This window comes from Flavobacterium urumqiense (assembly GCF_900108015.1).
GTDB classification, from domain to species: Bacteria; Bacteroidota; Bacteroidia; order Flavobacteriales; family Flavobacteriaceae; genus Flavobacterium; species Flavobacterium urumqiense.
Genome location: NZ_FNVP01000001.1, coordinates 20,280 through 46,717 on the forward strand (window position 1 = coordinate 20,280; position 26,438 = coordinate 46,717).

22 protein-coding genes are annotated in these 26,438 nt (G+C 35.2%); 2 read left to right on the forward strand and 20 right to left on the reverse strand.

The features are described 5' to 3' along the window. Positions 1-1,275: a kynureninase gene (gene kynU / locus C4S35_RS00100; RefSeq protein WP_103998226.1), complete on the reverse strand. Its 1,275-nt coding sequence runs from the start codon at positions 1,273-1,275 to the stop codon at positions 1-3. 187 nt (positions 1,276-1,462) lie between these two features. On the opposite strand from kynU, the gene C4S35_RS00105 reads away from it, so the two are divergent. Further along, positions 1,463-2,197, forward strand: a complete 735-nt coding sequence (locus C4S35_RS00105; RefSeq protein ID WP_103998227.1) for an SIMPL domain-containing protein — start codon at positions 1,463-1,465, stop codon at positions 2,195-2,197. 253 nt (positions 2,198-2,450) lie between these two features. Here C4S35_RS00105 and queA read toward each other — a convergent pair whose 3' ends face one another. From queA to C4S35_RS00185, 16 genes are all read right to left on the reverse strand, one after another. Further along, positions 2,451-3,500 (reverse strand): tRNA preQ1(34) S-adenosylmethionine ribosyltransferase-isomerase QueA, encoded by a 1,050-nt coding sequence (gene queA, locus C4S35_RS00110; protein WP_103998228.1) that lies wholly within the window; start codon positions 3,498-3,500, stop codon positions 2,451-2,453. Positions 3,501-3,660: 160 nt separating this feature from the next. After that, positions 3,661-4,890, reverse strand: coding sequence for a 3-phosphoshikimate 1-carboxyvinyltransferase (gene aroA / locus C4S35_RS00115; protein WP_103998229.1), 1,230 nt, complete (start codon positions 4,888-4,890; stop codon positions 3,661-3,663). A gap of 100 nt (positions 4,891-4,990) precedes the next feature. Next, a complete protein-coding gene (locus C4S35_RS00120; protein WP_103998230.1) occupies positions 4,991-5,317 on the reverse strand; it encodes a nucleotide pyrophosphohydrolase in 327 nt (108 codons plus the stop codon). Then, complete coding sequence (locus tag C4S35_RS00125; protein ID WP_103998231.1) at positions 5,314-6,312, reverse strand: virulence RhuM family protein; 999 nt, start codon at positions 6,310-6,312, stop codon at positions 5,314-5,316. The genes C4S35_RS00120 and C4S35_RS00125 overlap by 4 nt, the downstream gene beginning before the upstream one ends. 2 nt (positions 6,313-6,314) lie before the next feature. Further along, positions 6,315-9,590, reverse strand: coding sequence for a type ISP restriction/modification enzyme (locus tag C4S35_RS00130; protein WP_103998232.1), 3,276 nt, complete (start codon positions 9,588-9,590; stop codon positions 6,315-6,317). Positions 9,591-9,655: 65 nt separating this feature from the next. Beyond that, positions 9,656-10,090, reverse strand: coding sequence for a hypothetical protein (locus tag C4S35_RS00135; protein ID WP_103998233.1), 435 nt, complete (start codon positions 10,088-10,090; stop codon positions 9,656-9,658). 1 nt (position 10,091) lies between these two features. Further along, positions 10,092-10,685 carry a Panacea domain-containing protein gene (locus C4S35_RS00140; RefSeq protein WP_103998234.1) on the reverse strand — a complete coding sequence of 198 codons (594 nt, stop codon included), beginning with the start codon at positions 10,683-10,685 and terminating at the stop codon, positions 10,092-10,094. A gap of 125 nt (positions 10,686-10,810) precedes the next feature. Next, positions 10,811-11,263 (reverse strand): D-aminoacyl-tRNA deacylase, encoded by a 453-nt coding sequence (gene dtd, locus C4S35_RS00145; RefSeq protein ID WP_103998235.1) that lies wholly within the window; start codon positions 11,261-11,263, stop codon positions 10,811-10,813. Positions 11,264-11,312: 49 nt separating this feature from the next. Beyond that, positions 11,313-11,672: a four helix bundle protein gene (locus C4S35_RS00150; RefSeq protein ID WP_091204209.1), complete on the reverse strand. Its 360-nt coding sequence runs from the start codon at positions 11,670-11,672 to the stop codon at positions 11,313-11,315. Positions 11,673-11,702: 30 nt separating this feature from the next. Further along, complete coding sequence (gene rsgA / locus C4S35_RS00155) at positions 11,703-12,680, reverse strand: ribosome small subunit-dependent GTPase A (RefSeq protein ID WP_103998236.1); 978 nt, start codon at positions 12,678-12,680, stop codon at positions 11,703-11,705. A 153-nt stretch (positions 12,681-12,833) separates the two neighbouring features. After that, positions 12,834-13,484 carry a hypothetical protein gene (locus tag C4S35_RS00160; RefSeq protein WP_103998237.1) on the reverse strand — a complete coding sequence of 217 codons (651 nt, stop codon included), beginning with the start codon at positions 13,482-13,484 and terminating at the stop codon, positions 12,834-12,836. Between the two features lie 92 nt (positions 13,485-13,576). Beyond that, positions 13,577-14,659, reverse strand: a complete 1,083-nt coding sequence (locus tag C4S35_RS00165; protein ID WP_103998238.1) for a bifunctional 3-deoxy-7-phosphoheptulonate synthase/chorismate mutase type II — start codon at positions 14,657-14,659, stop codon at positions 13,577-13,579. A gap of 60 nt (positions 14,660-14,719) precedes the next feature. Beyond that, complete coding sequence (locus tag C4S35_RS00170; RefSeq protein WP_103998239.1) at positions 14,720-15,577, reverse strand: prephenate dehydrogenase; 858 nt, start codon at positions 15,575-15,577, stop codon at positions 14,720-14,722. A 138-nt stretch (positions 15,578-15,715) separates the two neighbouring features. Continuing rightward, on the reverse strand, positions 15,716-16,864 hold the full coding sequence (locus C4S35_RS00175) for a pyridoxal phosphate-dependent aminotransferase (RefSeq protein WP_103998240.1): 1,149 nt from the start codon (positions 16,862-16,864) through the stop codon (positions 15,716-15,718). Beyond that, a complete protein-coding gene (locus tag C4S35_RS00180; RefSeq protein WP_103998759.1) occupies positions 16,861-17,688 on the reverse strand; it encodes a prephenate dehydratase in 828 nt (275 codons plus the stop codon). The genes C4S35_RS00175 and C4S35_RS00180 overlap by 4 nt, the downstream gene beginning before the upstream one ends. 394 nt (positions 17,689-18,082) lie before the next feature. Next, on the reverse strand, positions 18,083-19,318 hold the full coding sequence (locus C4S35_RS00185) for a dicarboxylate/amino acid:cation symporter (RefSeq protein WP_103998241.1): 1,236 nt from the start codon (positions 19,316-19,318) through the stop codon (positions 18,083-18,085). Positions 19,319-19,472: 154 nt separating this feature from the next. Between C4S35_RS00185 and gldA the strand changes: the two genes are divergently transcribed. Then, entirely contained in the window at positions 19,473-20,372 is a 900-nt protein-coding gene (gene gldA, locus C4S35_RS00190; protein ID WP_103998242.1) for a gliding motility-associated ABC transporter ATP-binding subunit GldA, read from the forward strand. A gap of 260 nt (positions 20,373-20,632) precedes the next feature. On the opposite strand, the gene metF is transcribed toward gldA, so the two are convergent. The 3 genes from metF to C4S35_RS00205 all read right to left on the reverse strand — a co-directional run bounded on the left by metF (position 20,633) and on the right by C4S35_RS00205 (position 26,290). Next, on the reverse strand, positions 20,633-21,589 hold the full coding sequence (gene metF / locus C4S35_RS00195; RefSeq protein ID WP_103998243.1) for a methylenetetrahydrofolate reductase [NAD(P)H]: 957 nt from the start codon (positions 21,587-21,589) through the stop codon (positions 20,633-20,635). A 200-nt stretch (positions 21,590-21,789) separates the two neighbouring features. Then, a complete protein-coding gene (locus tag C4S35_RS00200) occupies positions 21,790-24,891 on the reverse strand; it encodes a vitamin B12 dependent-methionine synthase activation domain-containing protein (RefSeq protein WP_103998244.1) in 3,102 nt (1,033 codons plus the stop codon). A 349-nt stretch (positions 24,892-25,240) separates the two neighbouring features. After that, positions 25,241-26,290, reverse strand: a complete 1,050-nt coding sequence (locus tag C4S35_RS00205; protein ID WP_103998245.1) for a homocysteine S-methyltransferase family protein — start codon at positions 26,288-26,290, stop codon at positions 25,241-25,243. Positions 26,291-26,438: the final 148 nt, after the last annotated feature.

Here is a 26,438-nt window from a genome sequence, read left to right on the forward strand (position 1 = left end):
CTAACCTACTATTCCCGCTTTTAAAATTTGACCAAAATTGTACATGTCTTCAAACGAACAATACAATGGAACCGGTGCCAATCTGATAACATTAGGTTCACGCCAATCTGTAATCACACCATTTTTCATTAAATAATCAAACAAACTACGCCCTTCTCCGTGAAGCAATACTGACAACTGTGAAGCTCTTTCTGATGGATTTGAAGGGGTAATAATCTCGAAACTACTATCCACTTCTTTGTCTATTTCATAAAGAATGAATTCTAAATAGGAAGTAATTAAATCTCTTTTTTGAATTAATGAGTCCATGCCAATTTCATCAAACATTTCTACCGATGCTAAATAAGGAGCTAGTGACAGCACTGGTAGGTTGCTTATTTGCCAACCATCAGCACCACGAATTGGATCAAAAGTCTGTTCCATTTTGAAACGGCGCTCTTTATTATGTCCCCACCAGCCAGCAAATCTTGGCAAATCTGAATTATTATGATGCTTTTCATGAATGAAACATCCTGAAGCATTTCCCGGTCCGGAATTCATGTATTTATAACTGCACCAAGCCGCAAAATCTACATTCCAATCGTGAAGTTCTAATTTAATGTTTCCTGCAGCGTGCGCTAAATCCCAGCCCACTTTTGCGCCAGCTTTATGGCCTGCGTCGGTAATGGTTTTCATGTCAAAAACCTGCCCGGTGTAATAATTCACACCACCAATTAAAACTAACGCCAGCTCATCCCCTATTTCATCAATTTTAGCCAAAACATCTTCTAATCGAATGTTGTGTTCGCCATCGCGACGCTTGATTTCCACAATCGCAGCTTCTGGTTTGTACCCATGAAAATGAACTTGGCTTTGAAACATATATTGATCTGAAGGAAAAGCTTTTTCCTCACAAATGATTTTATATCTGGTTGTTGTAGGTCGGTAAAAAGAAACCATCAATAAATGCAGATTTACTGTTAAAGTATTCATCACGGTAACTTCGCTGGGAAGCGCCCCCACTATTTTACTCAACGGATTAGCAAATCGTTCATGGTAATCCCACCATGGTTTTTCGCTGTAAAAATGGCCTTCAACGGCAAGATTCGCCCAGTCATTCATAACCTCATCTACGTATGCCTTAGTGCGTTTAGGTTGTAATCCTAATGAATTTCCAGTGAAGTAAATCACCTTTTTCCCGTTTACCTTTGGAAAAATAAATTCATTTTGGTATTTATTTAAATGATCTTGTGCATCAAGTTGTTTTGCAAATTCAAGAGTATTTTCGAAAGTCATTGTTTGGATTTTGTTTTGTAAAAGTAGTAAAAAAAGACAGATAGATAAAAGACTTTAGCATTTCAGACAGAAAGATAAAAGTTAAAAAAAAGTAGTTCGCGAACGAAAAATAATTCCGCGATGCTATACTGAATCCAAAACTAACTCGTTATTTGATTATATTTGATTGAATAAAAAAAATAAAGTTATGCTTAAAAACAATTTGAATGTTATTATTATTTCAGTAGCCGTTGTGATTTCAGCTTATTTATTTTCGAATGCTTTTCAGAATCGAAATAAAAGCAATGATACTGTAAGCGTGACTGGTTTAGGAAAAAAAGATTTTGTTTCTGATTTAATAGTTTGGAGCGGTTCTTTCTCTAAAAAAAGTATGACTTTGAAGGAAGCTTACGCGGCATTAGATACTGACAGAGAAAAAATAAAAAGTTATTTATCAGGCAAAGGAATTGCTCCGAATGAAATGGTCTTTTCGGCGGTGAATTTCAACAAAGATTTTCAAACTATTTTTAATGATAACGGCACGACAAAAGAACAAATTTTCACCGGATTTACGTTGACCCAAAGCGTGAGTATTCAATCTAAGGAAGTAAATAAGATTGAAGAAATTTCGAGACAATCCAGTGAATTGATTAATTCGGGTGTGGAATTTTATTCTAATCCACCTGAATATTATTACACCAAATTAGCCGAATTAAAAATAAAAATGATTGCTGAAGCTACAAAAGACGCTAGTATTAGAGCCAAAAGTATTGCTGAAAATGCGGATGCAAATCTTGGAAATCTAAAAAAATCAGACATGGGTGTTTTTCAAATAACAGGTCAAAACTCATCGGAAGATTTTTCTTATGGTGGTTCATTCAATACGCAGTCCAAAAATAAAACAGCAAACATTACTGTAAAACTGGTTTATCAAGTTAATTAGAATAATAAGTAATCGATACCGGCAACATTGCGTTAGGGATGGAAATGGAAAGCTTTTTTTACAAAAACAAATAGTAATACAGCAACGAGGAAGCGACCGGAGAAAGCTCCCGCAGTGCTAGTATTACTTTGTTTTTTAAAAAAACTTGCAATGTACAGCCCGAAAAACGCCATTACAATTATCCTATTTCATATTGCATAAAAAAAACTCGCCATTCCTGACGAGTTTTTTTTAATCTTATATAAATTGGCTATTAGATAATCAACATGGCATCACCATAAGAATAGAATTTGTATCCTTCTTTGATCGCTTCTGCATATGCTTTTTTCATTAAATCATGTCCACAAAATGCGGAAACCATCATTAATAAAGTTGATTTTGGTGTGTGAAAATTTGTAATCATACACGTAGCGATACTGAAATCGTGAGGAGGAAAAACAAATTTGTTTGTCCAGCCGTCAAAAGGATTCAATGTTCTTTGTGAGGAAACCGCACTTTCAGCTGCACGCATAGATGTAGTTCCCACGGCACAAATACGTTTCTTTTTAACTTTTGCATCATTAACGATATCACAAGCTTCCTGCGTTATTTTTAATTCCTCAGAATCCATTTTATGTTTCGATAAATCTTCAACCTCAACCGGATTAAAAGTTCCTAAACCTACGTGCAGTGTAACTTCGGCAAATTTTATTCCTTTAATCTCTAATTTTTTCAATAGATTTTTAGAAAAGTGCAAACCTGCTGTTGGCGCTGCTACTGCTCCTTCTTCTTTAGCATATATCGTTTGGTAACGTTCCGCATCTTCCGGAGTTACATCTCTTGAAATGTATTTTGGGATTGGAGTTTCTCCAAGTTCCGTCAATTTATTTCTAAATTCTTCATAAGAACCATCGTAAAGAAAACGCAATGTTCTACCACGAGAAGTAGTATTGTCAATTACTTCGGCAACTAATGAGTCATCATCCCCAAAATATAATTTATTTCCAATTCTGATTTTACGAGCCGGATCAACTAAAACATCCCAAAGTCTTTGCTCAGAGTTTAATTCTCTAAGTAAAAAAACTTCAATTCTTGCTCCTGTTTTTTCCTTATTTCCATACAAACGAGCTGGAAAAACCTTGGTATTATTCAGAATTAAAACATCTCCGTCATCAAAATAATCGATAACGTCTTTGAACATTTTATGCTCTATAGTTCCCTTCTTACGATCAATAACCATTAGACGAGCTTCGTCTCTGTTTTCAGCTGGATATTCGGCAAGAAGTTCTTTTGGTAAATCGAATTGAAAATGTGATAATTTCATTTAAAAAATTTATGAGTTATGACTTATAATTATGTCCTTCAACTTCTCTCAGGACAGCAAAATTCTAAATCGTTTGCAAATATACGATTGTGAGATAGGCGTTGTCAAGTGTTTTGCTGTTTATTTTCAAAAGCAGCTGATTCACTAGTCTTTACAACTCTTATTTTTCTGAAATTTCGAAACCTAGACTTTTTAAATCGTTCCAAAAATCTGGATATGATTTTGAAACAACTTCGGCATTTTCGATGATTATTGGCACTTTCAAAGCCAAAGGTGCAAATGCCATCGCCATTCGGTGATCGTTATAAGTAGCGATTGATACATTATGATTGATTTTGGTTGATGCCACAAGCGTCAAACTATCATTGGTCACGGCTATATTGGCTCCCAATTTTGTTAGTTCAATTCGTAGTGCTTCCAATCTGTCTGTTTCTTTAATTTTCAACGTATGAAGTCCTGTGAGATGACAGCCAATTCCTAATCCGAGGCAAGTAACAACAATAGTTTGCGCGATATCTGGCGTATTATTTAATTCTAAGTTTAAAGTTTTAGGTTTAAAGTCAGACTGTTTAACCAAAGTCATTTTGTTTCCTTCAAAATGTGTATCGACGCCCATTTGTTTGTAAATTTCAACTAAAGCAGAATCGCCTTGCAAACTGGTTTGGTTATAACTGGTCAATGAAATGGAAGCTTTCTCCGCTAAAGCAGTCAAGCTAAAAAAGTAAGAAGCAGAGCTCCAATCGGATTCTACGGTCATTACTTTCGATTCTACTTCCTGTTTTGGATAAACCGTAATTACATTTCCTTCAAAACTGGTTTTAATATCCAGATCATTCAATAATGCCAATGTCATATGGATATAAGGAACCGATGTGATTTCGCCAACCAAAGTGATTTCAATACCATTTTCCAGTTTTGGCGCAACTAATAATAAGGCCGATATGTATTGACTGCTTACATTTGCAGGAATAGACACTTTAGAGGCTGTGATTTTTTGTCCAATGATTCTAATAGGCGGATAACCAATTTCTTTCTCGTAAGAGATTTTCGCCCCCAACTGTTCCAAGGCTTCCACCAAAACTTTGATGGGGCGTTCCTGCATTCTTGGTGAACCTGTCAAAACCACTTCTCTACCTTCGTTTACCGCAAAATAAGCAGTTAGAAATCGCATTGCCGTTCCCGCATGATGAATATCTACTATTTCCTCTCTTCCTTCCAACGCTTTTTGCATCACTTCACTATCATCAGAGTTGGAAGTATTCGCTAAAGTGATATTTGGGAACAACGCTTGTAATAATAGCAAACGGTTGGTTTCGCTTTTTGAGCCGGTAATATTTAATTGTGAATTATCAATTGTGAATTGTGAATTCGTGCTTAATTTTAAATTCATGTAGCTAATTATGAGTTGTGAATTATGAATTATGAGTGGTATAATTCAAGTTCGCAATTTACTACTCCGCATTTATAATTCATAATTTATGGTTCACAATTTATTTGAGTTTTTCATTGTTTTTGTGACGGTCTTTGTCGCGAATAGATTTCAAATCCATCTTTTTATCGAAAACAGCTTGCAAATCGATTCCGGTTTGATTCGCCAGACACAACACCACAAAAACCACATCGGCTAATTCTTCTCCAAGATCTTTATTTTTATCAGATTCTTTCTCGGATTGCTCTCCATAACGACGGGCAATAATTCGGGCTACTTCCCCTACTTCTTCCGTAAGTTGTGCCATATTGGTCAATTCATTAAAGTAGCGAACGCCGTGTTCTTTGATCCAGGTGTCAACTTCTAGTTGGGAATTTTTTAAGTTCATTTTTTTAGTTTTTTTATTTCTTTATCAAAATCAGAAATTATTTTCTGTGTTTTATTAAAGGCTTCATAGGCAGCGATTGCTTTTTTATCAGCTTGTATTTTAGAAATTTTCCCTTTACCATCCAAAACCTTATAATCATTAAAGTTTAGAAATTTATTCACACTTGTTGCCAATTGACTCATCGTAAAAGTATTCTCCCGCTCTATCAATCCTTCTATGTAATCAAAGTAACCCGTTACGGTGCGCTCCAATTGTTTAATTTCTTTTTCTTGTAAATAATTTTTGGCAACTACCACATCCGATTTCAAAACCCTTCCACTTGGACTGTTTTTCCAAGTCGTTAATCCCATATTTTCCTTTTTGGCGTCGGCAGTTTTGGCTATTATTTCTGCAGCCGTGTTGCCTGTTATTGCAAAATGAAATTTATTTTGAACTGTTGCATAGAAATTTTTTGTGATATCTGCATTGCTGTCATAGTCAATACTGCACTCAGCAAAAATATCAGTTACTTGCTGGTAAATTCTTCTTTCACTTGTGCGAATCGAACGAACTCGTTGCAGTAATTCTTTAAAATAATCTTTACCAAAAATAGCCTGACCTTGTTTTAAACGATGGTCGTCTAACACGAAACCTTTTATAATGTACTCTTTTAAAGTCTGGGTTGCCCAAATCCTGAATTGTGTAGCTTTGGTAGAGTTTACTCTGTAACCAACAGAAATTATAGCATCTAAGTTGTAATATTCTAACTCCCTACTAACTTCTCTTGTTCCTTCAAGTTGAACTGTTCGGAAATTCCCAACAGTTGCATTTTTATCCAACTCATTTGTTCTAAAAATATTGGTTAAATGCTCACTAATAGTAGATTTTACAACACCAAACAACTCTGCAATTGCTTTTTGCGAAAGCCACACCGATTCGTTTTGAAGTAAAACATCAACACGTATTTCTCCGCTTGGTGCGGTGTATAAAATAAACTTTTTTACATTTTCTTCCATAACTACTCTATTGCTATTGTATCGATTGCTTTCATTAAGCGATCGGTTTCGGTCAAGGCAACTATGATTTTTTGATAATGGGCAATGTCGTCAAATTCCAGTTTGCGTTCCTTACGATCTTTGAGCCATTTTTGAGCTGGTTGATAACCGCCAATGTAGAAATTCCACGCTACTTCGGGAACATTTTCGAAATATTGGGTTTCGTTGATCCAAACCATTCCAACCCTGTCAGGGTTTTGAACCCCGATAGGGCTAATTTCAAATCTTGGTTTACTAACCACACAATCGCCGTCAATATTAAATTCTGTAATAAATTCTTCTACTGTTGCGCTTTCCAGCAAATGAGTTTCTCGTATTTGTGAACCTAATTCGACCAAATCCCAAAAGGTTTTGGTGTCTTTAGGAAATGGGATTTTAGGAAAATCTATTTTCAGAAATTCTTTGTATTTCTCTCGGTACGTGGGCGAATGCAAAACGGCGTAGATATAATCGAGAATATCGATCGGTGCAAATGTTTCTCTGAATTCAGGACGAACTTCGGGATTGTTTGCCATACAAACATTGCCTTCCAGTTCTTTTTCAGCAACAAAAGTCAATCCTAATAGTTTGGCGATTTGACTGATGATTTCTGCGTTAAAATTGGGGATTCTTTTTAAAATTCCGGTAGGTTCATTCAACCCTGTCAGGGATTGTTGTTGCCCATTGGTAGGTTCGTTCAACCCTGTCAGGGTTTCAAACCCTGACAGGGATTGTTGTTGTCCGTTCGTTTCGGGATAAAGATACAGTGGGAATAAAGGAGCGCTACCAAATTTTTTTGCAGTTCCTGTTAAATTACAATCTGTTGGATTCTTTGAAATATATACATGTTTAAATTCCCCTGTAAATTGTCGAGGTACTAATAATCCAATATTTGATTCCAACATATTTTTCATTATATCAAAAGCAGGACGTCTTTGTAATTTTATATCATAATAACTAAAACGATTATCAAATGGTCGATATGAAACTAATGAGATTTTATTTGTAAAGAAATTACTGTGATGAAATTTATCTAAAAACTTAAAACTTTCAGTGTTTGTAATTTCAAATTTAGTGACTGTGTTTTCTTTATTTTGGAAAGAATACGCAAGATGACTAGCAAGTTTATCTTTTGAACTATTGTAAAAAAATGCATCTTTACCAGTTTCAATTCCATTATTATATTTAATAAATAATTTATCTATTTTAAAGCCTAATTCATATTCATTCTCACCCTTAAAATTTTTGTTTGTAAAAAAGTAATTAGGTTCTGAATATTCTAATTTATTCCATTTTAATGATTTTAAAGAATTTTCATTTAAAAAAGTATATTTAAAATCCCGTTTCCCTTGTAAATCATAATGAAGCACTTTTCCTAGTTCATTTTTCTTTTTGCTTCCGGTTTTTATAAAAATGTTAATAGAAACCCCTTGCATTATATCAAAAACATTATTATCCGCCGAACCATCGAGACAAACTTCTTTTTTTTTGGCATCACCATGTAAATCGAGAATATAAATTTTATCAAAACTTTCTAATAAATTTTTACGCATTTGTCTATGTGTAATCCCATCAATAAAACTATTGTTTGATATGTAGGCTAAAATTCCGCTTCCATTTTTATCAACAAAATGCTGACCATATCTAATAAATTTGACATAATCGTCAGAAAGAGAATTATAACTTTTCTCTTTTAAATCTTTTTTATAATCAGCTGTTAAACTTTCTATCCATTTCCCTTTATTCGTACTACTTGAAGCATACGGAGGATTCCCCACGATACACATCACTGGCGTATCTCGTTTTATAAAATTGGCTTCATTGGCTTCGGAACTCAACCAATTGGCAAATAACGTTCCAGTGTCAGGATGACTTTCTTCTAAACTATTAGTCAAATATATTTTTAAACGTTGGTCATTAGTGGGTTTGAATCCGGTTTCCGTCAGTAACAAGTCCATTTGCAAATGCGCCATCGCATAACTCGCCATCAATAACTCAAAACCATTCAGTCGTGGCAGCAAATGGGTTTCTACATAATTGCTCCAAACGCCTTGTTGTCCTTTGAATTTTTTGTGAACGTGTTTGACTACTTCCGCCAGAAAAGTTCCGGTTCCCGTTGCCGGATCCAGAATTTGAACGCGATGCACTTCTTGATCTACTTTTTTACCTTGAAGGTCAATTTTTATTTTGGTCTTGCTGTTGTCGGCTAAACCTTGGGGCAAATCGAATTCCGTTTTCAAGATATCATCAACGGCACGAACGATAAAATTCACTACAGGTTTTGGTGTGTACCAAACGCCACGTGCTTTTCGTAATTTCGGATCGTATTCACTCAGGAACGTTTCATAAAAATGGATGATTGGATCTTCCATTTTAGTTGACTTTCCATAATTTTTCAGGATTTGTTCCACATTACATGCCAAGAAAATATCCACCAAAGAATCTACAATCCATTTGATACGGTCGTCAATATCAGGACCTGCGATATAACCAAATAATTTTCGTAGAAACGGATTTGATTTCGGGATTAATTCGGCTGCTTCTTGTCTGGAAAAAGTAGGTAACGTTGGATCGTGCAATCTCGCGGCAAACATACCGTATGCAATGGTTTGTGCGTAGACATCGGCAAAACCTTTGGGTGTAATATCATGAATCAGAATTTCTTTGAAAGCGTTCATTTGGTCTTTCAAAGTACTGTCTTCACTATTATTTTCGTCAGAAGTCAAAGCTTGTTCAATCACATCTGATAACAATCGGGCTTTTCCCGCCATCATTTCTGCCAGTTTCTTAGAACTTTTTATAGATTGACTGATGTGAACACAAAAATCTTTAATGAGGTTTGTAAAAGTCGCGAAATTAGCAGGCGAAGGAACAATAGTTCCATCTTGGATTTCTGCAATGGCGATCTTTGTTATAAAAACACCATCGATATAAAGATGAAAATCCAAGTAATCCGTAAAAATTAAATTATTTAACGAATTTTTATAGCGGTCAAATTGTTCTTTGTTTCCCGTTTTCTTTGCACCCGATAAATCTTTGTCGCCAATATCTTTCGCCTCAATAAACCCAATTGGAATATCTTTTTTAGTGATGATATAATCCGGAGCTCCACATTGTTGTCGTTTGGGTTCATTGGTTGCGGCAACATCCGTTACAATACTTTCAATGAGTTGCTTTAAATCACCACGATAGGTGTGTTCTGTTGCATTGCCTCTTTTATACGCGGAATTTATATTTTGAATGTATTGTTCTAAAGTCATCTCAATTGTATTTGAACAAATGTAAAGAATTGGAACCTAAAAAAACACCTTCAGTGAGGTGTTTCTTATAATAATTTCCGGTATTTACTTTTAATGTTTGGAGAGTTTTTTAAACAAGTAAGAACATCTTGATATTCTTGAATAGTTAGCCTTCCTATTAAACTATAATCCTTTGGTTTATAAATATAATCAATCGTTTCAATAGTTTTATCAGTTATCCAATACGCATACACAAAAGTATCAAATGGAAAACCAAAACCACATTCCGTAATTGCAACTTGATTTTCGAAAAAATAACATCCAAAATTTACCACTGGAAGGTTTATGCAACCGTGCTTTTTATTTTCAGGAACGGAGATGTTTTGCACAGAACTTGGTAAAGAAATTATCATTATACCATTTTCATCTCTTTTTAAAACTAGAAAATATTTAGGCTTGGCGGGGTCACCGTTTTCAAAATAATATTCTTCAAAATATAATAAATTCCTTTCTTCAAACATATTACTGCTTTAATGAAGATACAAAATTTAAAAATTCTTTGTGTTCATAGTAAAATTCCAACTTTGAAGGTTCATTCTTAATTAATTCGGTAAAATCAATTTTAAGATTAGTTGTTGGAATTTCTTCATTTAAAAGTAATTCTAAAACTCCGTTTTCTTTAGCAGTATTATACCATAATGAACTTTCACGATGTGTATAAGCTACTAAATCATTGCAATTTGCACCAGAAAACTCGTTGATAATTTCATCAATTAAAAAAATATCTGAATCAGAAAATTCATCATCATTAAAACATGCGTTTTTATCAAAAACAAAACCGTTTTTAATATTTGTCTTTTTTATGAAATTTTTGAGAAGAATTGGTTCTTCGGAAAATTCTACATATAGATTTTGACAAACAGGACCAAATTTCCAAACCTCGAAATCAAGGTTAAAAAAAGGCATACCACGTTTCTCGATGGATTTCTCTTCAATAATGTAAACTAATTTTAATAAACTAGTTTTAGGAAGAGACCCCATTTTATCTATCAAATAAATTAAAGCATTGCCTAATTTATCGATCTGATCGTGAGAATATTTATCGTTGATTGTCATAATTAAAATGATTAATTAATGTATTCATTTTCAGAAACATAAATTTTAATCGGAGTGCAAAGATAATGTGATTTATTTTGATAACTAAGTAAATATACAAATAATTCTTTTAACTCTACGGAAACCTACTCTCTGTTTTTACTGTCAATTACTATCGTTACAGGACCATCATTTAATAAAAGCACTTTCATATCCGCACCAAAAACGCCCGTTTGTACTTTTTTACCCAATTCTTTCTCTAACTGAAGTACAAAATTTTCATATAATGGGATGGCGATTTCTGGTTTTGAGGCTTTGATATACGAAGGACGATTGCCTTTTTTAGTAGCAGCATGCAAAGTAAATTGACTTACCACAATGATATCACCATCAACATCTTTAACAGATAAGTTCATCACGTCGTTTTCATCTCCAAAAATACGCAGATTAGCGATTTTTGAAGCTAACCAATTACTATCTTCTTGATTATCTAAATCTTCAATACCAGCTAAAACCAGTAATCCTTTCTGGATATCGGCTACGACTTTACTATCGATGGTTACGGAGGCGGAGGAAACTCTTTGGATTACTACTTTCAAAATAATTATAAATTATGAATGGTAAATTATGAATGGTGAATATTCATAATTATTTTTTTAAATTATTTTTGGTTGAAATAATTATGGAAGCTAGGATTTTATTAATCTCCATTATATCAGAATTTAGAGACTTAAATTGAGACTCACTTAAATATTCGGACTGAAACAATAATTCAATCCAATAATCACTCTCATTAGCCTCTTTTTGTGCAATAGCGAGTTTATGAATAAAATCTGACTTACTTTCTGCGTGTTCTGACTCTCTTACTAGTGCACCAATTGAAGTACCACTACGTAGTAATTGTTTACTTAAAACAAATTCCTTTTTTTCAATACTTAAAAATTGATATAATTTTACAATTCGTAAAGCAAAATCAAATGATTTTATTTTTATAATATTACTTGCCATAATTCATAATTCACCATTTACAATTCATAATTATTCCCTTGTTTTATCACTAATTATTCTATCTTCATTATGAATATCAGTACGGTAATTTTCATCATCACCTTCCAGAATTTTCAAGTAACTTCTGTAACGGGACCAAGCGATTTCATCTTTTTCCAAAGCGGCTTTAATGGCGCAATGCGGCTCGTCTTTATGCAAACAATTATTGAATTTACATTGCTCTTTCAATTTGAAAAATTCCGGAAAATAACCACTGATTTCGGCTGCATCCATGTCAACTATTCCAAAACCTTTGATACCTGGAGTATCAATAATTTTAGCATCAAAAGACAAATCATACATTTCAGCAAAAGTCGTCGTATGCTGACCTTGCTTGCTTGCTTCAGAAATAGTCTTTGTTTTTAAATGTAAAGAAGGTTCCATCGCATTTACCAAAGTTGATTTACCAACACCGGAATGTCCGGAGAACATGCTCACTTTACCAATCATCATTGCTTTTAACTCCTCAATTCCTTTCATTTCAGTCGAAGAAACGCGCAAACATTTGTATCCAATTTCCTGATACACATGTTGCATGTACAATTGTTCATCCAGCGTGGCATCATCAAAAGTGTCAATTTTATTAAAAACCAGTATCGTTTCAATTCCATACGCTTCGGCAGTAACCAGAAAGCGGTCAATAAAATTAAAAGTCGTTGGCGGATTATTAATGGTGACTAACAAGAAAACCCTGTCAATATTAGAGGCAATAATATGCATCTGATGGGATAAATTCACTGATTTCCGAACGATGTAATTCTTTCTGTCATGAATCTTATGAATGGTTCCCGTAACGGTATCGGATGATTCTTCGAGTTCATAATCCACAATGTCGCCCACAGCAATAGGATTGGTGCTTTTGATTCCTTTAATTCGGAATTTTCCTTTCATACGGCATTCGATAAAATCACCTTGTTCAGATTTTACGGTGTACCAACTTCCTGTAGATTTGTAAACTAGTCCTGTCATAATGCAAAGGTAAAATTTTGTTTTAAGTTTATCCCGACACTTCGAGATAAAATTTGTAGTATTTAAGATTACCTAAAAAACAAAAAACTCCAAAACTCTAAATTTAAAGCTTTGGAATTTCATTTTAGAAAATATTATTGGAAAGTAAATTCCTTATTTTTTAACTTGGTAAGGAAAATTACGTCCCACTTTTCGCATCATTCTTTCCATGACAGCATTAGCTGAACTCATCACATCTTCATTCATCTCTTTATAAAATCTCCAAAGCAAACCTCCATCTGTACCGTTATAAAGATTCATAGTCATTTCTCCACTGGCTACTTTTCCTGTTCCAAAACCAATTAAAAGCGTTTTTGCAAGTGCTAAACCCTCACTACTAGTTTTTTCATAAGCATAACCACATTTGATAACTGCATCAACTCCTAAAATTTTAGCAAGTGCATCCGGAGTCATTTCGTCAATTTTATCGTAAACTTCACTTTGTTTTAAAAGAACATTCGTTCTTTCAATATCCTGAACAGCAACCGTATAATCATCTGATTTTCTCAAAAGATAGGTATACATTCCAGATTGTAAGTTAGAACCTAATTTTCTTTCTTCATCTCTATTTGTTTGCGCATCAAAATTTTTAGGCAATCTTTTGTACGAAATAGATGCTTTAAAAGGCAATATTGCGACTGTTTTGTGTTCTGCTGCTAACTGAACTAATTTAGGGGATTCAAAAATTTGTTTTGAACCTTCAAATTGTGCTAGCATTAACGTTGTTGTAAACAAACAGGTAAGCAGTAAAATAATTTTTTTCATGATAACTAATTGGTTTTAGGTTACCGCAATACTACAAAAAAACCTACAAACAAATTGTAGGTTTTTATAAATAAATTATTTGCTTGAATCAATTACTTATTAAGCACTTTTTCTTGGTGACCAATACTTTCCTGGTGAATTGCTTTGAACATTTTTAGTACAAACTCTTCAGTCAATCCTTTTTTCTCTCCTTCAAGAATCATTTTCCCAAGGATTTCATTCCAACGTGTATTTTGAAGAATGGCAACGTTAGCGTCTTTTTTCACTTTACCAATTTCATCCGCAACTTTCATACGTTTTCCCAGCAAGTCTAATAAATTCTCATCCAAGATGTCGATATTCGTTCTCAATTTTGTCATTTTTTGAGTGAATTCTACTGATGCATCATTTACTTTTCTTACTTTCAAATCAATAAAAATTTGTTTCAAAGCATCTGGTGTCACTTGTTGTGCGGCATCACTCCAGGCATTGTCCGGATCATAATGTGTTTCGATAATCATACCGTCATAATTCAAATCCAAAGCTTCTTGTGTTACTTCAAGAATCATTTTACGATCTCCTGTAATATGAGATGGATCAATTATTAAAGGCAAATCAGGGAATTTATTTTGCAATTCGATAGGAATCTGCCATTCTGGAATATTTCTGTATTTTGTTTTTTCGTAAGTAGAAAAACCTCTGTGAATCACTCCTAATTTTTCAATTCCTGCATTGTACAAGCGCTCAACTCCACCCAACCATAAGGACAAATCTGGATTTACCGGATTCTTAACCAATACGATTTTTTTAGTTCCTGCTAATGCATCTGCAATTTCCTGCATTGCAAATGGATTTACAGTCGTTCTGGCACCAATCCACAATACATCGATATCATATTCCAAAGCTAATTTTACGTGAGCCGCATTTGCCACTTCAGTTCCCATCAGCAATCCGGTTTGTTCTTTAGCTTTTTTCAACCACTTCAACCCTATTTCTCCTACTCCTTCAAATCCTCCCGGACGCGTTCTAGGTTTCCAAATTCCTGCTCTAAAAACACTCACATCAGAATCTTTCAATTCATGTGCAATTTTTAATACTTGCTCTTCTGTTTCAGCACTGCAAGGTCCTGCGATCACAAATGGATGAGTCAAATTGAATTCATTCAACCAATTTCTCATTTCTTTCTTATTTTCCATCTTTTCTAATTTTATTTTTTTGTGTTGTTATTTTTACTGTAAACTGTGACTTAACACTGATTACTTTTTTACATTAATTCCGTTTAATATTTCTTTTATTTTATTGACACTTTGCATTTCATTGTAAATAGCATCGTAATCTTCCTTTTCTAATAATTCTTTAAATTTTGACAAATTCGAAATGTATTCCTCCAATGTTTTTACCACCTGTTTCCTGTTTTGTTTAAAAATAGGCGTCCACATCGCCGGGGAACTTTTGGCCAAACGAACGGTGCTTTCAAAACCGGAACCTGCCATATCAAAAATATCCTGTTCGTGTTTCTCTTTATCGATTACCGTTTTTCCAAGCATAAAGGCACTAATATGAGACAGATGCGACACATAAGCAATGTGTTTATCATGTGATTTTGGATCCATGTAGCGAATTCTCATTCCCAATGCCGTAAAAAGTTCCAACGCCTTTTCCTGTAACTTGAAAGTTGTTTTCTCCACCTCACAAATAATATTGGTTTTCCCTTGAAACAATCCTTTTATCGCCGCAGAAGGTCCTGAAAACTCCGTTCCTGCTATAGGATGCGTGGCTATAAAATTTCTCCTTTTGGCGTGATTGACAACCGCTTCGCAAATGGGCATTTTAGTAGAACCAACTTCAAAAACGATCGTAGTATCACCGATTACATCTAAAACTTTCGGTAAAACTAACAATGCAACATCAACAGGAACCGAAACAATCACAAAATCTGCATCCACTAAATCATCAAATGTAGCACCAGCATCAACAACTCCTAAAGCTATCGCTTCTGCCAAATGACTTTCGTTGTTGTCAATCCCGTAAATTTTGGCGTCCGGATGCAATGTTTTAATGTCCAATACCATCGAACCGCCTATCAAGCCTATTCCTATTACAAATACTTTCATTTCCTATTTTTTTGTAGCTAATCCTGCTATTCGTTTCAATCTTTTACTTTTAAAGAAAAAAGTAAAAGGATTTTCACTACTATCAGGGCTAGGACATCTCGTAATTCAGACGTTTATTTTTCCTAAAACAGCTGTTTTTTAAGCAAATCTGTCAATAGCTTCCTGTACTTTTTCTTCTTTTACACACAATGCAAATCGAATATAACCTTCACCATTACTTCCAAAAATAGTTCCCGGCGTAATAAAAATTGATTTGTCATATAAAATTTCGTCAATGAATTTTTCCGCTGATGCGATTCCGTCCGGCAATTTTGCCCAAACAAATAATCCTACGCCTTCTTTATAAACTTTACAACCCAATTTCTCTGCCAGTTGCTCGGTAAGAATTCGGCGTTTTTTATAAATCGCATTCATCGATTCAAACCAAGCCTTGTCACTTTTCAAAGCTTCAATTGCTCCTTTCTGAATCCCATAAAACATACCACTGTCCATGTTGCTTTTCACTTTTAGTACAGCATCAATACATGCTGCATTTCCTAAAACCATTCCAACTCTCCAGCCCGCCATATTAAACGTTTTACTCAAAGAATTTAATTCTAAAGCCACGTCTTTTGCGCCTTCCACTTGCAACAAACTCATCGGATTATCGTTCAAAACAAAACTATACGGATTGTCATTTACCAACAAAATATTATGCTTTTTAACGAAAGCCACCAATTTTTCAAAAAGCTCTAAACTTCCTCTTGCTCCTGTTGGCATGTGCGGATAACCAATCCACATGATTTTTACTTTCGATAAATCTAATTTCTCTAACGCTTCAAAATCAGGCTCCCAGTTGTTCCCCGCTTTTAAATCATAATAAACTGGAACAGCTCCCACAAGATTAGTCACCGAAGTATACGTTGGATAACCCGGATTAGGAATTAATACCTGATCTCCTTCATTCAAGAAGGCTAATGAAATATGCATAATTCCTTCTTTGGAACCCATTAAAGGTAAAATTTCATTAGCTGGGTTCAACGCTACTTGATAGTTGTTCTGATAAAAATCAGCCATTCCCTGTCGCAATTCCGGCAACCCCTGATAACTCTGGTATTGATGTGCATTTTCATCTTGCATTGCCAAAACCATTGCATCAATAACCGCTTGTGACGGCTGTAAATCCGGACTTCCAATTCCCATATTAATAATTGGTTTACCCTCAGAAGCCAGTTGTCTTACTTCTCTTAGTTTTGAGGAGAAATAGTATTCTTCAATTATATCGAGACGTTTAGCGGTTGTAATCATGGTTTTGTATTTTTATATTCACCTAAAACTTTAAAGTATTCTGCCATAATAGTCAATAATGCTTTTGCCTTTGCATAATCTTCATATTTTTCGAAAGTAACATCCACAAAAAAGGAATATTTCCAAGGTGTTTCTATTTTTGGCAACGATTGTATCTTGGTTAAATTAAGTTTACAGTCACTCATTACATTCAGAACTGCTGCTAAACTTCCACGCTTATGATCCAATTCAAATTTAATGGATGCTCTGTTTATTTCATTTTTAGAAACAAAATTATCAGCTTTATTAATGATAACAAATCGTGTCATATTATTATTAATCGTCTGAATTTCTGGAGCCAAAATTACTAAATCATACATTTCAGAAGCTGTTTTGCTCGCAATTGCCGCGATGCCTTTTAACTGATTTTGATGAATTCTTCTTGCCGTTTCAGCAGTGTCTTTGTCTTCGACTAATTTTATATTTGGATATTTTTTTAGAAATTCCATACATTGCAACAATGCCATCGGATGCGAATGTACTTCCAGAATATCTTCTATTTTTTGGCCTTTTAAAGCCATAAAATTTTGATGAATATCTAAATAATGTTCCCCAATTATGTGAAGATTATTTTTATCAATTAAAGCGTAATTCGGGATTATTGGTCCCGCAATAGAATTTTCTATCGCCATAACTGCCTGATCTGATTTGCCTGACATTAGACTATCAATCAATTCCTCAAAAGACAAACATTCATCTACCTCAACATTTTGATAGTAATATTCCTGAGCAACTTGATGATGAAAAGAGCCTTTTATACCCTGTATTGCAATTTTTGCATTCATATTCCAAACTTTTAAGCAAAAAAAAATCCCGATTTTCATCGGGATTGTATATTTATAGTATCAATTTAATTTTATAATCAAATAACCATATAACAATCCCTTTCTACTTTCCAGAAGAAATAATAAGAGTTGCTAAAATAAAATCGGTTACTCAACATGATAATGTTTTTTTTTGCATTAACTACTCTGCGAATGTATTAATAATTTCCAGCTAACCCAAAAAAAAAGGAGATTTTATTAAACAAAAAGGAGATTCGCTAAAAAACTGGTTATTAATTATATAATGTTTAAAAAAAAGACTTTTAAAATCCTTTTTGGTTAGTCCTCATTTCAGACTTTAGAGAAACAAAACATTATTTTTAACAATCCATCTTAAAAATTAAGCTATTAATTTTTAAGTAAGCCATCTTTTCCCTTCCGCAATTCGGGTAATCAACATCGATGAAACGACATCTCCATTGGCATTCAATAAAGTAGCCATTGGATCCACTAAAGTCCCCACAATCATAGCTGCCGGTAATGCTTGCTCCATTGGGAAACCATAAATTGTAATAGCCAAAATCTCTCCTATGTAACCCCCATTTGGAATTCCACCTTCAACCACCGAAACGATTACTGTAATGCCTAACGCTAACAATAAAGTGTGAGGATCCGTAAAATCCTTGCCAAACATGGCGAAAATAACCGCGATCTTTATAATTGACGACATACTCGAACCGTCTTTATGCAAAGGCGCTCCTAATGGTATTGCAATATTGCGAATGTGTGCCGGTATATTCATTTTCTCCGCTGCTTTTAAATTTGCTGGAATTGTCGCAATGCTGCTACAGGTCCCCAAAGCTGTTAATGACGGTGTAATATTATTTTTCCAAAACAATGTAAATCCTAATTTTCCTCCAGCGATAAAAGCGTACAAACTAAAAAATACAATAAAGTAAAAAGCACAAACCGCATAATAAAGTCCTAATGGTTTTGCATAAGCCCCGAATAATTGCGGTCCAAATATCCCTACCTGATAAGCAAAGTACGCCCCTAATCCTATTGGAGCGGTTTTCATTATCAAATGCAGCAATTGTTTCATTACTTCGTTTCCTGAATTTAGAAAATCCCTAAAACTGGCTCCTTTTTCCCCTGACCGCAAACTGGCAAACCCTATTAAAAAAGAAAATATAATTAAAGCTAACATGCTTTTTCGAGAAAGCAATTCATAAAAATCACCCGCTGTAAGCAATTGGGTAATTTGTGATCCTGCATTACCGCTTTGAATACTTTCTAATGGTATTTTTGAAATGATGATATCTTGGTGAATCGGAAAAAGCAGCACTCCAATAATCATTAATATTGCCGAAATAAGTACGGTACTTAAAAACACCCCAATGACAATTGCAAACAATTTTCCCAGTTTCTCCGTTTTTTCTAAATTGGCAATCGAAGATGCAATCGTAAAAAATATCAACGGGATAATTGCGGTAAACAGTAAATTTAAGAATATATCACCTAATGGTTTGATGATTTCTACACCTTTTCCAAAAACTAATCCTAATATACTTCCGGCTATAATTCCGCATAATAACCATATAATACCACTGTATGTTTTAAACAAACTTGATTTCCCGCCTTGTTGATCCATGTTTTTTAATTTTCTATAAATATATAAATCTAAATGAGAAACACTCCCACCATTATTAAACTTAAAAGCGCTGAAAATACCGTTTTAGATATCTTGCATTGAAAATTAATAAATCAAAGATTATTCTGTTTACTTTTGCAACAAATAAAATTCCATGTCAATAGAAGTAAATAATATATCAAAAAGTTATGGTGCCCAAAAAGCACTAGATAACATTTCGTTTTCTATAAAAAAAGGAGAAATCGTTGGTTTTTTGGGTCCAAATGGAGCAGGAAAATCAACTTTAATGAAAATATTGACCACATACATTAATGCCGATGAAGGTTCTGCAATGGTAAATGGGCATGATGTAAATACCAACCAAAAGGCAGTACAACTTTCTATTGGTTATTTGCCGGAGCACAATCCGCTCTATTTGGATTTGTATGTGAGAGAATATTTGGCTTTTAATGCTGATGTCTATAAAGTAGCTAAATCCCGTATTGAAGAAGTAATTCAATTGACCGGCTTACGCACCGAAAGTCATAAAAAATTGGGGCAATTATCCAAAGGATATCGTCAGCGCGTAGGTCTTGCCAACGCTTTATTGCACAATCCCGATGTTTTGATTTTGGATGAACCAACAACCGGATTAGACCCAAACCAATTGATTGAAATACGCAACGTAATTAAAAATGCAGGTAAGGACAAAACCGTTTTCCTTTCCACACATATTATGCAGGAAGTGGAAGCCATTTGCGACCGCGTGATTATCATCAATAACGGTAAAATTGTTACCGATAAAAAACTAGACAACTTAATCTCTGCCGACAAAGAACAGATTATCGAAGTAGAATTTGATTATAAAATTGAAGAACAAGCCATTGCTAAAATTGAAAATCTTGTTTCTTATAAAAATACCCATGATATGATTTGGGAATTGACTTTCAAAGCAGACAAAGACATGCGCCCCGCCGTTTTTGATTTTGCCAATGCCAATGGTTTAAAAACGCTGCAACTGAATCAGAAAAATAAAAATTTAGAGGCTGTTTTTAGAGAGATTACGAAAAAATAGTAATCAGTGTTCAGCCGCAGTTTGCAGATGAAAAATACTAGCCATTTATAATATTTATACCGTTTGATTTGTCATTCCGATGAAGGAGAAATCTACACAATAAATTTCTTCCTTCGCCCGAATGACAAATTTACGAGAATTTGGAATGGAAAAAGATTTTGATAACCATAAAATCCCTAGCCCAGATAGCAGTGAAAATCCTTTTCTTATCTCGTTTTTTGAGACAAGAAAAGATTGTAACGAATAGCTGGAAAAAGCTCCTAAAAAACCTTACTCGCTATTTGACGAATATTTTCTGATTTCCCCATAGAATAATAATGCAACACGGGAACGCCGGCCGCTTTCAATTCTAATGATTGTTGAATCGCCCATTCGATTCCTACTTGTCTGATGTCAGCATTGTTTTTGCATTGATCAACTGCATGAATTAAATCTTCAGGCAAATCAATTCTGAAAATTTGGGGCAATACTTGCAGGTGTTTTTGAACCGCGATTGGCTTAATTCCGGGAATAATAGGTACGGTAATGCCCATTTCTCTGGCTTTCGCAACAAACTCAAAGTATTTTGCATTGTCAAAAAACATTTGTGTCACCACATAATCCGCACCAGCATCTACCTTTTCTTTCAGCCTTTTTAAATCTGAAATTAAAGATGGAGATTCCAAATGCTTTTCCGGATAACCCGCAACTCCAATACAAAAATTGGCTTTATTATCAACATCCATTACATCGTGTAAATATTTTCCACAATTCAATTGGTTGATTTGTTTCACCAAATCAACGGCAAAATCATTTCCTCCTTGTTTCGGAATAAAATATTGCTCGTCTTTCATCGCATCTCCGCGCAAGGCCATCACATTATCAATTCCTAAATAATGACAATCAACCAATAAATACTCTGTTTCTTCTTTGGTAAAACCACCGCAAAGCACATGAGGAACAGTATCTACGTTATATTTATGCTTTATGGAAGCACAAATTCCAAGTGTTCCAGGACGCATTCTAGTCAGTTTCTTATCTAATAAACCGTTGCCTTTATCTACATAAATATACTCCTCGCGAGAAGTAGTAACGTCTATAAATGGCGGTTTGAACTCCATCAATGGATCAATATTATCGTATAATTCCTGAATGCTTTTGCCTTTTTGAGGCGGAATGATTTCAAAGGAGAATAAGGTATTTCCTTTGGCACCTTCTATATGTTGTGTTACTTTCATAGCCCCCTAGCCCCCGAAGGGGGAATTAAAGTCGTGCCTATAAAACACAGCGCAACTTGGTTAATAATTATATAATTTTTCAAGATTTTTTTATGTTATGTTGACAAAACAATTGAATTTATTGAATGTTAAGTGACTAATTTTTCCCAGCCCCAATTTTATTTACAAAGATTGGAGTTCCCCCTTTGGGGGTTAGGGGGCTAGTCCGCTATATTCGGGTTCAACCATTTCATGGCCACTTCGGTTGAAACGCTTCTTCGTTTCGCATAATCAATGACTTGGTCTTCTTTTATTTTTCCGAGTCCAAAATATTTACTTTGCGGATTTCCAAAATAATACCCAGAAACCGATGAAGCCGGCCACATTGCCATACTTTCAGTCAAGGTCACTCCTATTTCTTTTTCTACATTCAGTAATTTCCAAATCGTTGGTTTTTCTAAATGGTCGGGACAAGCGGGATATCCTGGAGCCGGACGAATGCCTTTGTAATCTTCAGCAATCATAGCCTCAGTACTTAAAGCTTCATCAGATGAATAGCCCCAAATTTCTTTTCGGATTTTTTCGTGCAAATATTCCGCAAAAGCTTCCGCAAAACGATCAGCCAATGCTTTGACCATTATCGAATTGTAATCGTCTAAATCTCTTTCGAATTCAGCCGCCCACTCATCAACACCAAAACCGGTCGTGACACAAAATGCGCCCATATAATCCGTTTTTCCGCTATCTTTCGGGGCAATAAAATCCGACAAGGCAATGTTTGGAGCACCTTTTGTTTTTTGTGATTGTTGACGCAACGTCAAGAAGAGCCCCCTAACCCCCAAAGGGGGAACTCCCACCTTTGTTGATAATTCTTTGCCAATACTCTCGATTGTTTCAAATAAATTATTCAAAACTTGCTGATTTTTATACCTAAAAACTTTAAAACCCTTTGATTCTAACCAAATAGTTCTCTCTTTATCGTGTTCAATTTGTTCGGGTGAGTTATGAACAGAGCCATCTAATTCAATAACTAACTTTTTTTCTAAACACACAAAATCAACAATATATTCCCCTATTATATGTTGTCTTCTAAATTTAAACCCTTCAATCCCTTTGTTGGACAAAACATTCCATAGCATTTTTTCTGCCTCTGTTGGTTTGTTTCTCATCTCTTTAGCCCGTTCTTTTAAAACATCATACAAAATAGGACTTGCTGTTTCCCATGTCTGTTTTTCTATTATCGGAGTAGCTCCCCCTTCGGGGGCGGGGGGGGCTTCATACAACTCAATGTCATCATCGTTCACTTGATTGGCAGGGAAAATTCCATAAATTCCTTTGGCTGTCAGTTTCTTTTCTTTCAAAATAACGTCCAACATTTCTTTGGCATCCGCAAAAACAGAAGTAGCTTGTTCACCAACAACATTATCCGTTAAAATAGCCGGATATTTCCCGAACAATTCCCATGTTCTAAAAAACGGCGTCCAGTCAATATAAGGAACCAACACATCCAGATCAACTTCGATAGTTTGTTCTCCAATTACATTTGGTTTTACAGGAGTAAAATTCTCCCAATCCAACTGCAATTTATTTTTACGGGCTTGTTCAATAGTCAAGAAGTTTTTGTCGCGCGAACGATTCAAAAAGGTCTCTCTAAAAGCGTCATAATCAGCCCTGATGTCGCTTGCATATATCTTTCTATCCTTGTTTAATAAATTTCCGGCAACCGTTACGGCTCTCGAAGCATCATTTACATGAATAACCGTTTCTCTATATTGTGGTGCAATTTTCACGGCAGTGTGCGCTCGTGAAGTAGTTGCTCCACCAATCATTACAGGAATTTTTATGTTTTTTTTGTCTAATTCCTTGGCCAAATAAACCATTTCGTCCAGTGACGGCGTAATTAATCCGCTTAATCCAATAATATCAACATTATGCTCTATGGCTGCTGCAATAATTTTCTCCGGCGCAACCATCACCCCTAAATCGATGATTTCATAATTGTTACAGGCTAAAACAACCGAAACAATATTTTTTCCAATATCATGCACATCTCCTTTTACAGTCGCCATTAATATACGACCTGCAAAACTGGAGACTCCATCTTTTTCCGCTTCAATAAATGGCAGCAAATAAGCCACCGCTTTTTTCATTACTCGAGCTGATTTTACCACTTGCGGTAAAAACATTTTACCCGAACCAAATAAATCCCCAACGACATTCATTCCCGTCATCAAGTTAATTTCGATAACTTCAATAGGTTTTGTCGCTGCCAATCGGGCTTCTTCCACATCAATTTCTATAAATTCATCTACTCCTTTTACTAGCGAATGTGTCAATCGTTCTTGGATGGTACCTGAACGCCATTCCTGTACCACTTTTTCATTATTCTTTACATCCCCTTTTACATTTTCGGCAAAGTCCAACAATCTTTCGGTGGCATCATCACGTCTGTTTAAAATTACATCTTCAACACGTTCCAAAAGTTCCTTTGGAATTTCATCGTAAATAGAAAGCATCTCCGGATTTACGATTCCCATCGTCATTCCGTTTTGAATAGCGTGGTACAAAAAAACCGAGTGCATCGCTTCCCGAACCGTGTCATTTCCTCTAAACGAGAACGAAACATTACTTACACCACCACTTATGTGTGCATGAGGAAGATTTTCTCGAACCCATTTGGTTCCTCTAAAGAAATCCAAGGCGTTCTCGCGGTGTTCTTCCATTCCTGTTGCCACAGGAAATATATTCAAATCGAAAATAATATCCTGCGGAGGAAAACCAACTTTATTCACCAAAATATCATACGAACGTTGGCAAATTTCTACCCGGCGTTCGTAATTATCAGCTTGTCCCGTTTCGTCAAAAGCCATAATAATTGCCGCAGCACCGTAGCGCTTAATCAATTTAGCGTGATGAATAAATTGTTCTTCGCCTTCTTTCAAGGAAATCGAATTTACCACACTCTTTCCTTGCACTACTTTTAGACCCGCTTCGATAATATCCCATTTCGAGCTATCAATCATGATTGGAACTCTCGAAATATCCGGTTCAGCAGCGATCAAATTCAGGAATTTTGTCATGGCATATTCGCCATCAAGCATTCCTTCATCCATATTAATATCGATGATTTGCGCGCCACCTTCCACTTGCTCTTTGGCAATGCTTAATGCTTCTTCGTATTTTTCTTCCTTGATTAATCGAAGGAATTTTCTAGAACCTGTTACATTCGTTCGCTCGCCAATATTCACAAAAACGCTTTCCGGCGTAATGATTAAAGGCTCTAATCCCGATAATACAAGGTTTCTTCTAGTTTCTTGTGCCATTTTTTATTGTTTTTGATCCTGAAAGGTTTTAAAAACCGTATCGGAATAACTTATTCTTTTTATAATTTGGGCGTGACCCAAAAGGGTCGGGCTATTCGTTGCAAGTCATCGACTAATTCCGCTTCGCTTCATTTGTCTGTGGGCTTTTCACTGCTATCCCTCACGCAGTTTTGTACTTTCGACGTCATTGCGAGGAACGAAGTAATCTCATCCAGTAAATCCTTCAACGTCATCCTCCTTTTTGTCATTCCGCTCGCGATAACTGAGGTTGAACTACTGTAACATCCCGCAATCATCTATTTTAAAACATACCTAAAAGGTTTGAAAAAAAACCTTACAGGAAATTTAATTACATGGTCGCCGTTGACACTCTAGGCTTATACTCCTTTGCGATATCAGCAATCAACTTGATATGTTCTGGCGTTGTTCCGCAACAACCGCCTATAATATTGACTAAATTATCATCTAAATATTCTTTGATGAAGGCTTGCATCTGTTCGGGCGTTTCATCGTACTCTCCAAAAGCGTTTGGCAGTCCTGCATTAGGATGCGCCGAAACATTGAAGGAAGTGTTTTGCGCCAAAGTTTGTAAATACGGTTTCAACAAATCAGCTCCTAAAGCACAATTAAATCCTACGCTCAACAATGGAATATGTGAAACCGAAACTAAGAAAGCTTCTACGGTTTGACCTGAGAGTGTTCGTCCTGATGCATCGGTAATTGTTCCGGAAACCATGATAGGAATATTGATATTGCGTTCGTCTTTGACTTCTTCAATAGCGAAAAGTGCCGCTTTGGCATTTAAAGTGTCGAAAATGGTTTCCACCAATAATAAATCACTTCCTCCGTCAATCAACGCTTCCACTTGTTGTTTGTAAGCAATACGTAAATCATCAAAAGTTACTGCTCTGTAACCCGGATCATTTACATCTGGTGACATACTTGCCGTTCTGTTTGTAGGTCCAATTGAACCGGCTACAAAACGAGGTTTATCTGGATTTTTGGCTGTAAATTCATCGGCTACTTCACGGGCAATTCGTGCCGATTCGTAATTGAGTTCATAAACAATATCTTCGAGATGGTAATCTGCCATTCCGATGGTGGTTCCAGAAAAAGTATTGGTTTCAACGATATCTGCTCCCGCTTCAAAATAGGCGGCGTGAACCGCTTTGATGGCTTGTGGTTGCGTAAGTGACAATAAATCGTTGTTTCCTTTTAAAGAATGTGGAAAATCTTTAAAACGTTCTCCACGGAAATCTTCTTCAGAGAAATTGTAACGTTGCAACATGGTTCCCATAGCTCCATCGAGTATGAGTATGTTTTTTTTAATGGCATCATGGATAAGCCCCCTAGCCCCCGAAGGGGGAACTCCTAAACTATCTTTTAAAATCTTTGACATAACTTTTGTTTCTTGTAAATCGCGATATGTATCGACATTTATTTGATTAATAATTACAAAAATTCACTATATGAGCTTTTTAGCCCCGATTGAAGCGATATCCTTTTTTTCTGGTGTTCAGAAAAAAAGATATAGCGGAAAGCGGGAA

Excerpts from the sequence above, each read along its gene's own strand:
- C4S35_RS00205 (WP_103998245.1), bottom strand. The coding sequence starts at position 26,290 with ATGTCAAAGATTTTAAAAGATAGTTTAGGAGTTCCCCCTTCGGGGGCT.
- C4S35_RS00105 (WP_103998227.1), top strand. The coding sequence starts at position 1,463 with ATGCTTAAAAACAATTTGAATGTTATTATTATTTCAGTAGCCGTTGTG.
- C4S35_RS00165 (WP_103998238.1), bottom strand. The coding sequence starts at position 14,659 with ATGGAAAATAAGAAAGAAATGAGAAATTGGTTGAATGAATTCAATTTG.
- C4S35_RS00160 (WP_103998237.1), bottom strand. The coding sequence starts at position 13,484 with ATGAAAAAAATTATTTTACTGCTTACCTGTTTGTTTACAACAACGTTA.
- C4S35_RS00200 (WP_103998244.1), bottom strand. The coding sequence starts at position 24,891 with ATGGCACAAGAAACTAGAAGAAACCTTGTATTATCGGGATTAGAGCCT.
- gldA (WP_103998242.1), top strand. The coding sequence starts at position 19,473 with ATGTCAATAGAAGTAAATAATATATCAAAAAGTTATGGTGCCCAAAAA.
- C4S35_RS00135 (WP_103998233.1), bottom strand. The coding sequence starts at position 10,090 with ATGTTTGAAGAAAGGAATTTATTATATTTTGAAGAATATTATTTTGAA.
- C4S35_RS00170 (WP_103998239.1), bottom strand. The coding sequence starts at position 15,577 with ATGAAAGTATTTGTAATAGGAATAGGCTTGATAGGCGGTTCGATGGTA.
- C4S35_RS00150 (WP_091204209.1), bottom strand. The coding sequence starts at position 11,672 with ATGGCAAGTAATATTATAAAAATAAAATCATTTGATTTTGCTTTACGA.
- queA (WP_103998228.1), bottom strand. The coding sequence starts at position 3,500 with ATGAAATTATCACATTTTCAATTCGATTTACCAAAAGAACTTCTTGCC.
- C4S35_RS00180 (WP_103998759.1), bottom strand. The coding sequence starts at position 17,688 with ATGAATGCAAAAATTGCAATACAGGGTATAAAAGGCTCTTTTCATCAT.
- C4S35_RS00125 (WP_103998231.1), bottom strand. The coding sequence starts at position 6,312 with ATGGAAGAAAATGTAAAAAAGTTTATTTTATACACCGCACCAAGCGGA.
- metF (WP_103998243.1), bottom strand. The coding sequence starts at position 21,589 with ATGAAAGTAACACAACATATAGAAGGTGCCAAAGGAAATACCTTATTC.
- C4S35_RS00120 (WP_103998230.1), bottom strand. The coding sequence starts at position 5,317 with ATGAACTTAAAAAATTCCCAACTAGAAGTTGACACCTGGATCAAAGAA.
- kynU (WP_103998226.1), bottom strand. The coding sequence starts at position 1,275 with ATGACTTTCGAAAATACTCTTGAATTTGCAAAACAACTTGATGCACAA.
- aroA (WP_103998229.1), bottom strand. The coding sequence starts at position 4,890 with ATGAATTTAAAATTAAGCACGAATTCACAATTCACAATTGATAATTCA.
- C4S35_RS00140 (WP_103998234.1), bottom strand. The coding sequence starts at position 10,685 with ATGACAATCAACGATAAATATTCTCACGATCAGATCGATAAATTAGGC.
- C4S35_RS00130 (WP_103998232.1), bottom strand. The coding sequence starts at position 9,590 with ATGACTTTAGAACAATACATTCAAAATATAAATTCCGCGTATAAAAGA.
- rsgA (WP_103998236.1), bottom strand. The coding sequence starts at position 12,680 with ATGACAGGACTAGTTTACAAATCTACAGGAAGTTGGTACACCGTAAAA.
- C4S35_RS00175 (WP_103998240.1), bottom strand. The coding sequence starts at position 16,864 with ATGATTACAACCGCTAAACGTCTCGATATAATTGAAGAATACTATTTC.
- C4S35_RS00185 (WP_103998241.1), bottom strand. The coding sequence starts at position 19,318 with ATGGATCAACAAGGCGGGAAATCAAGTTTGTTTAAAACATACAGTGGT.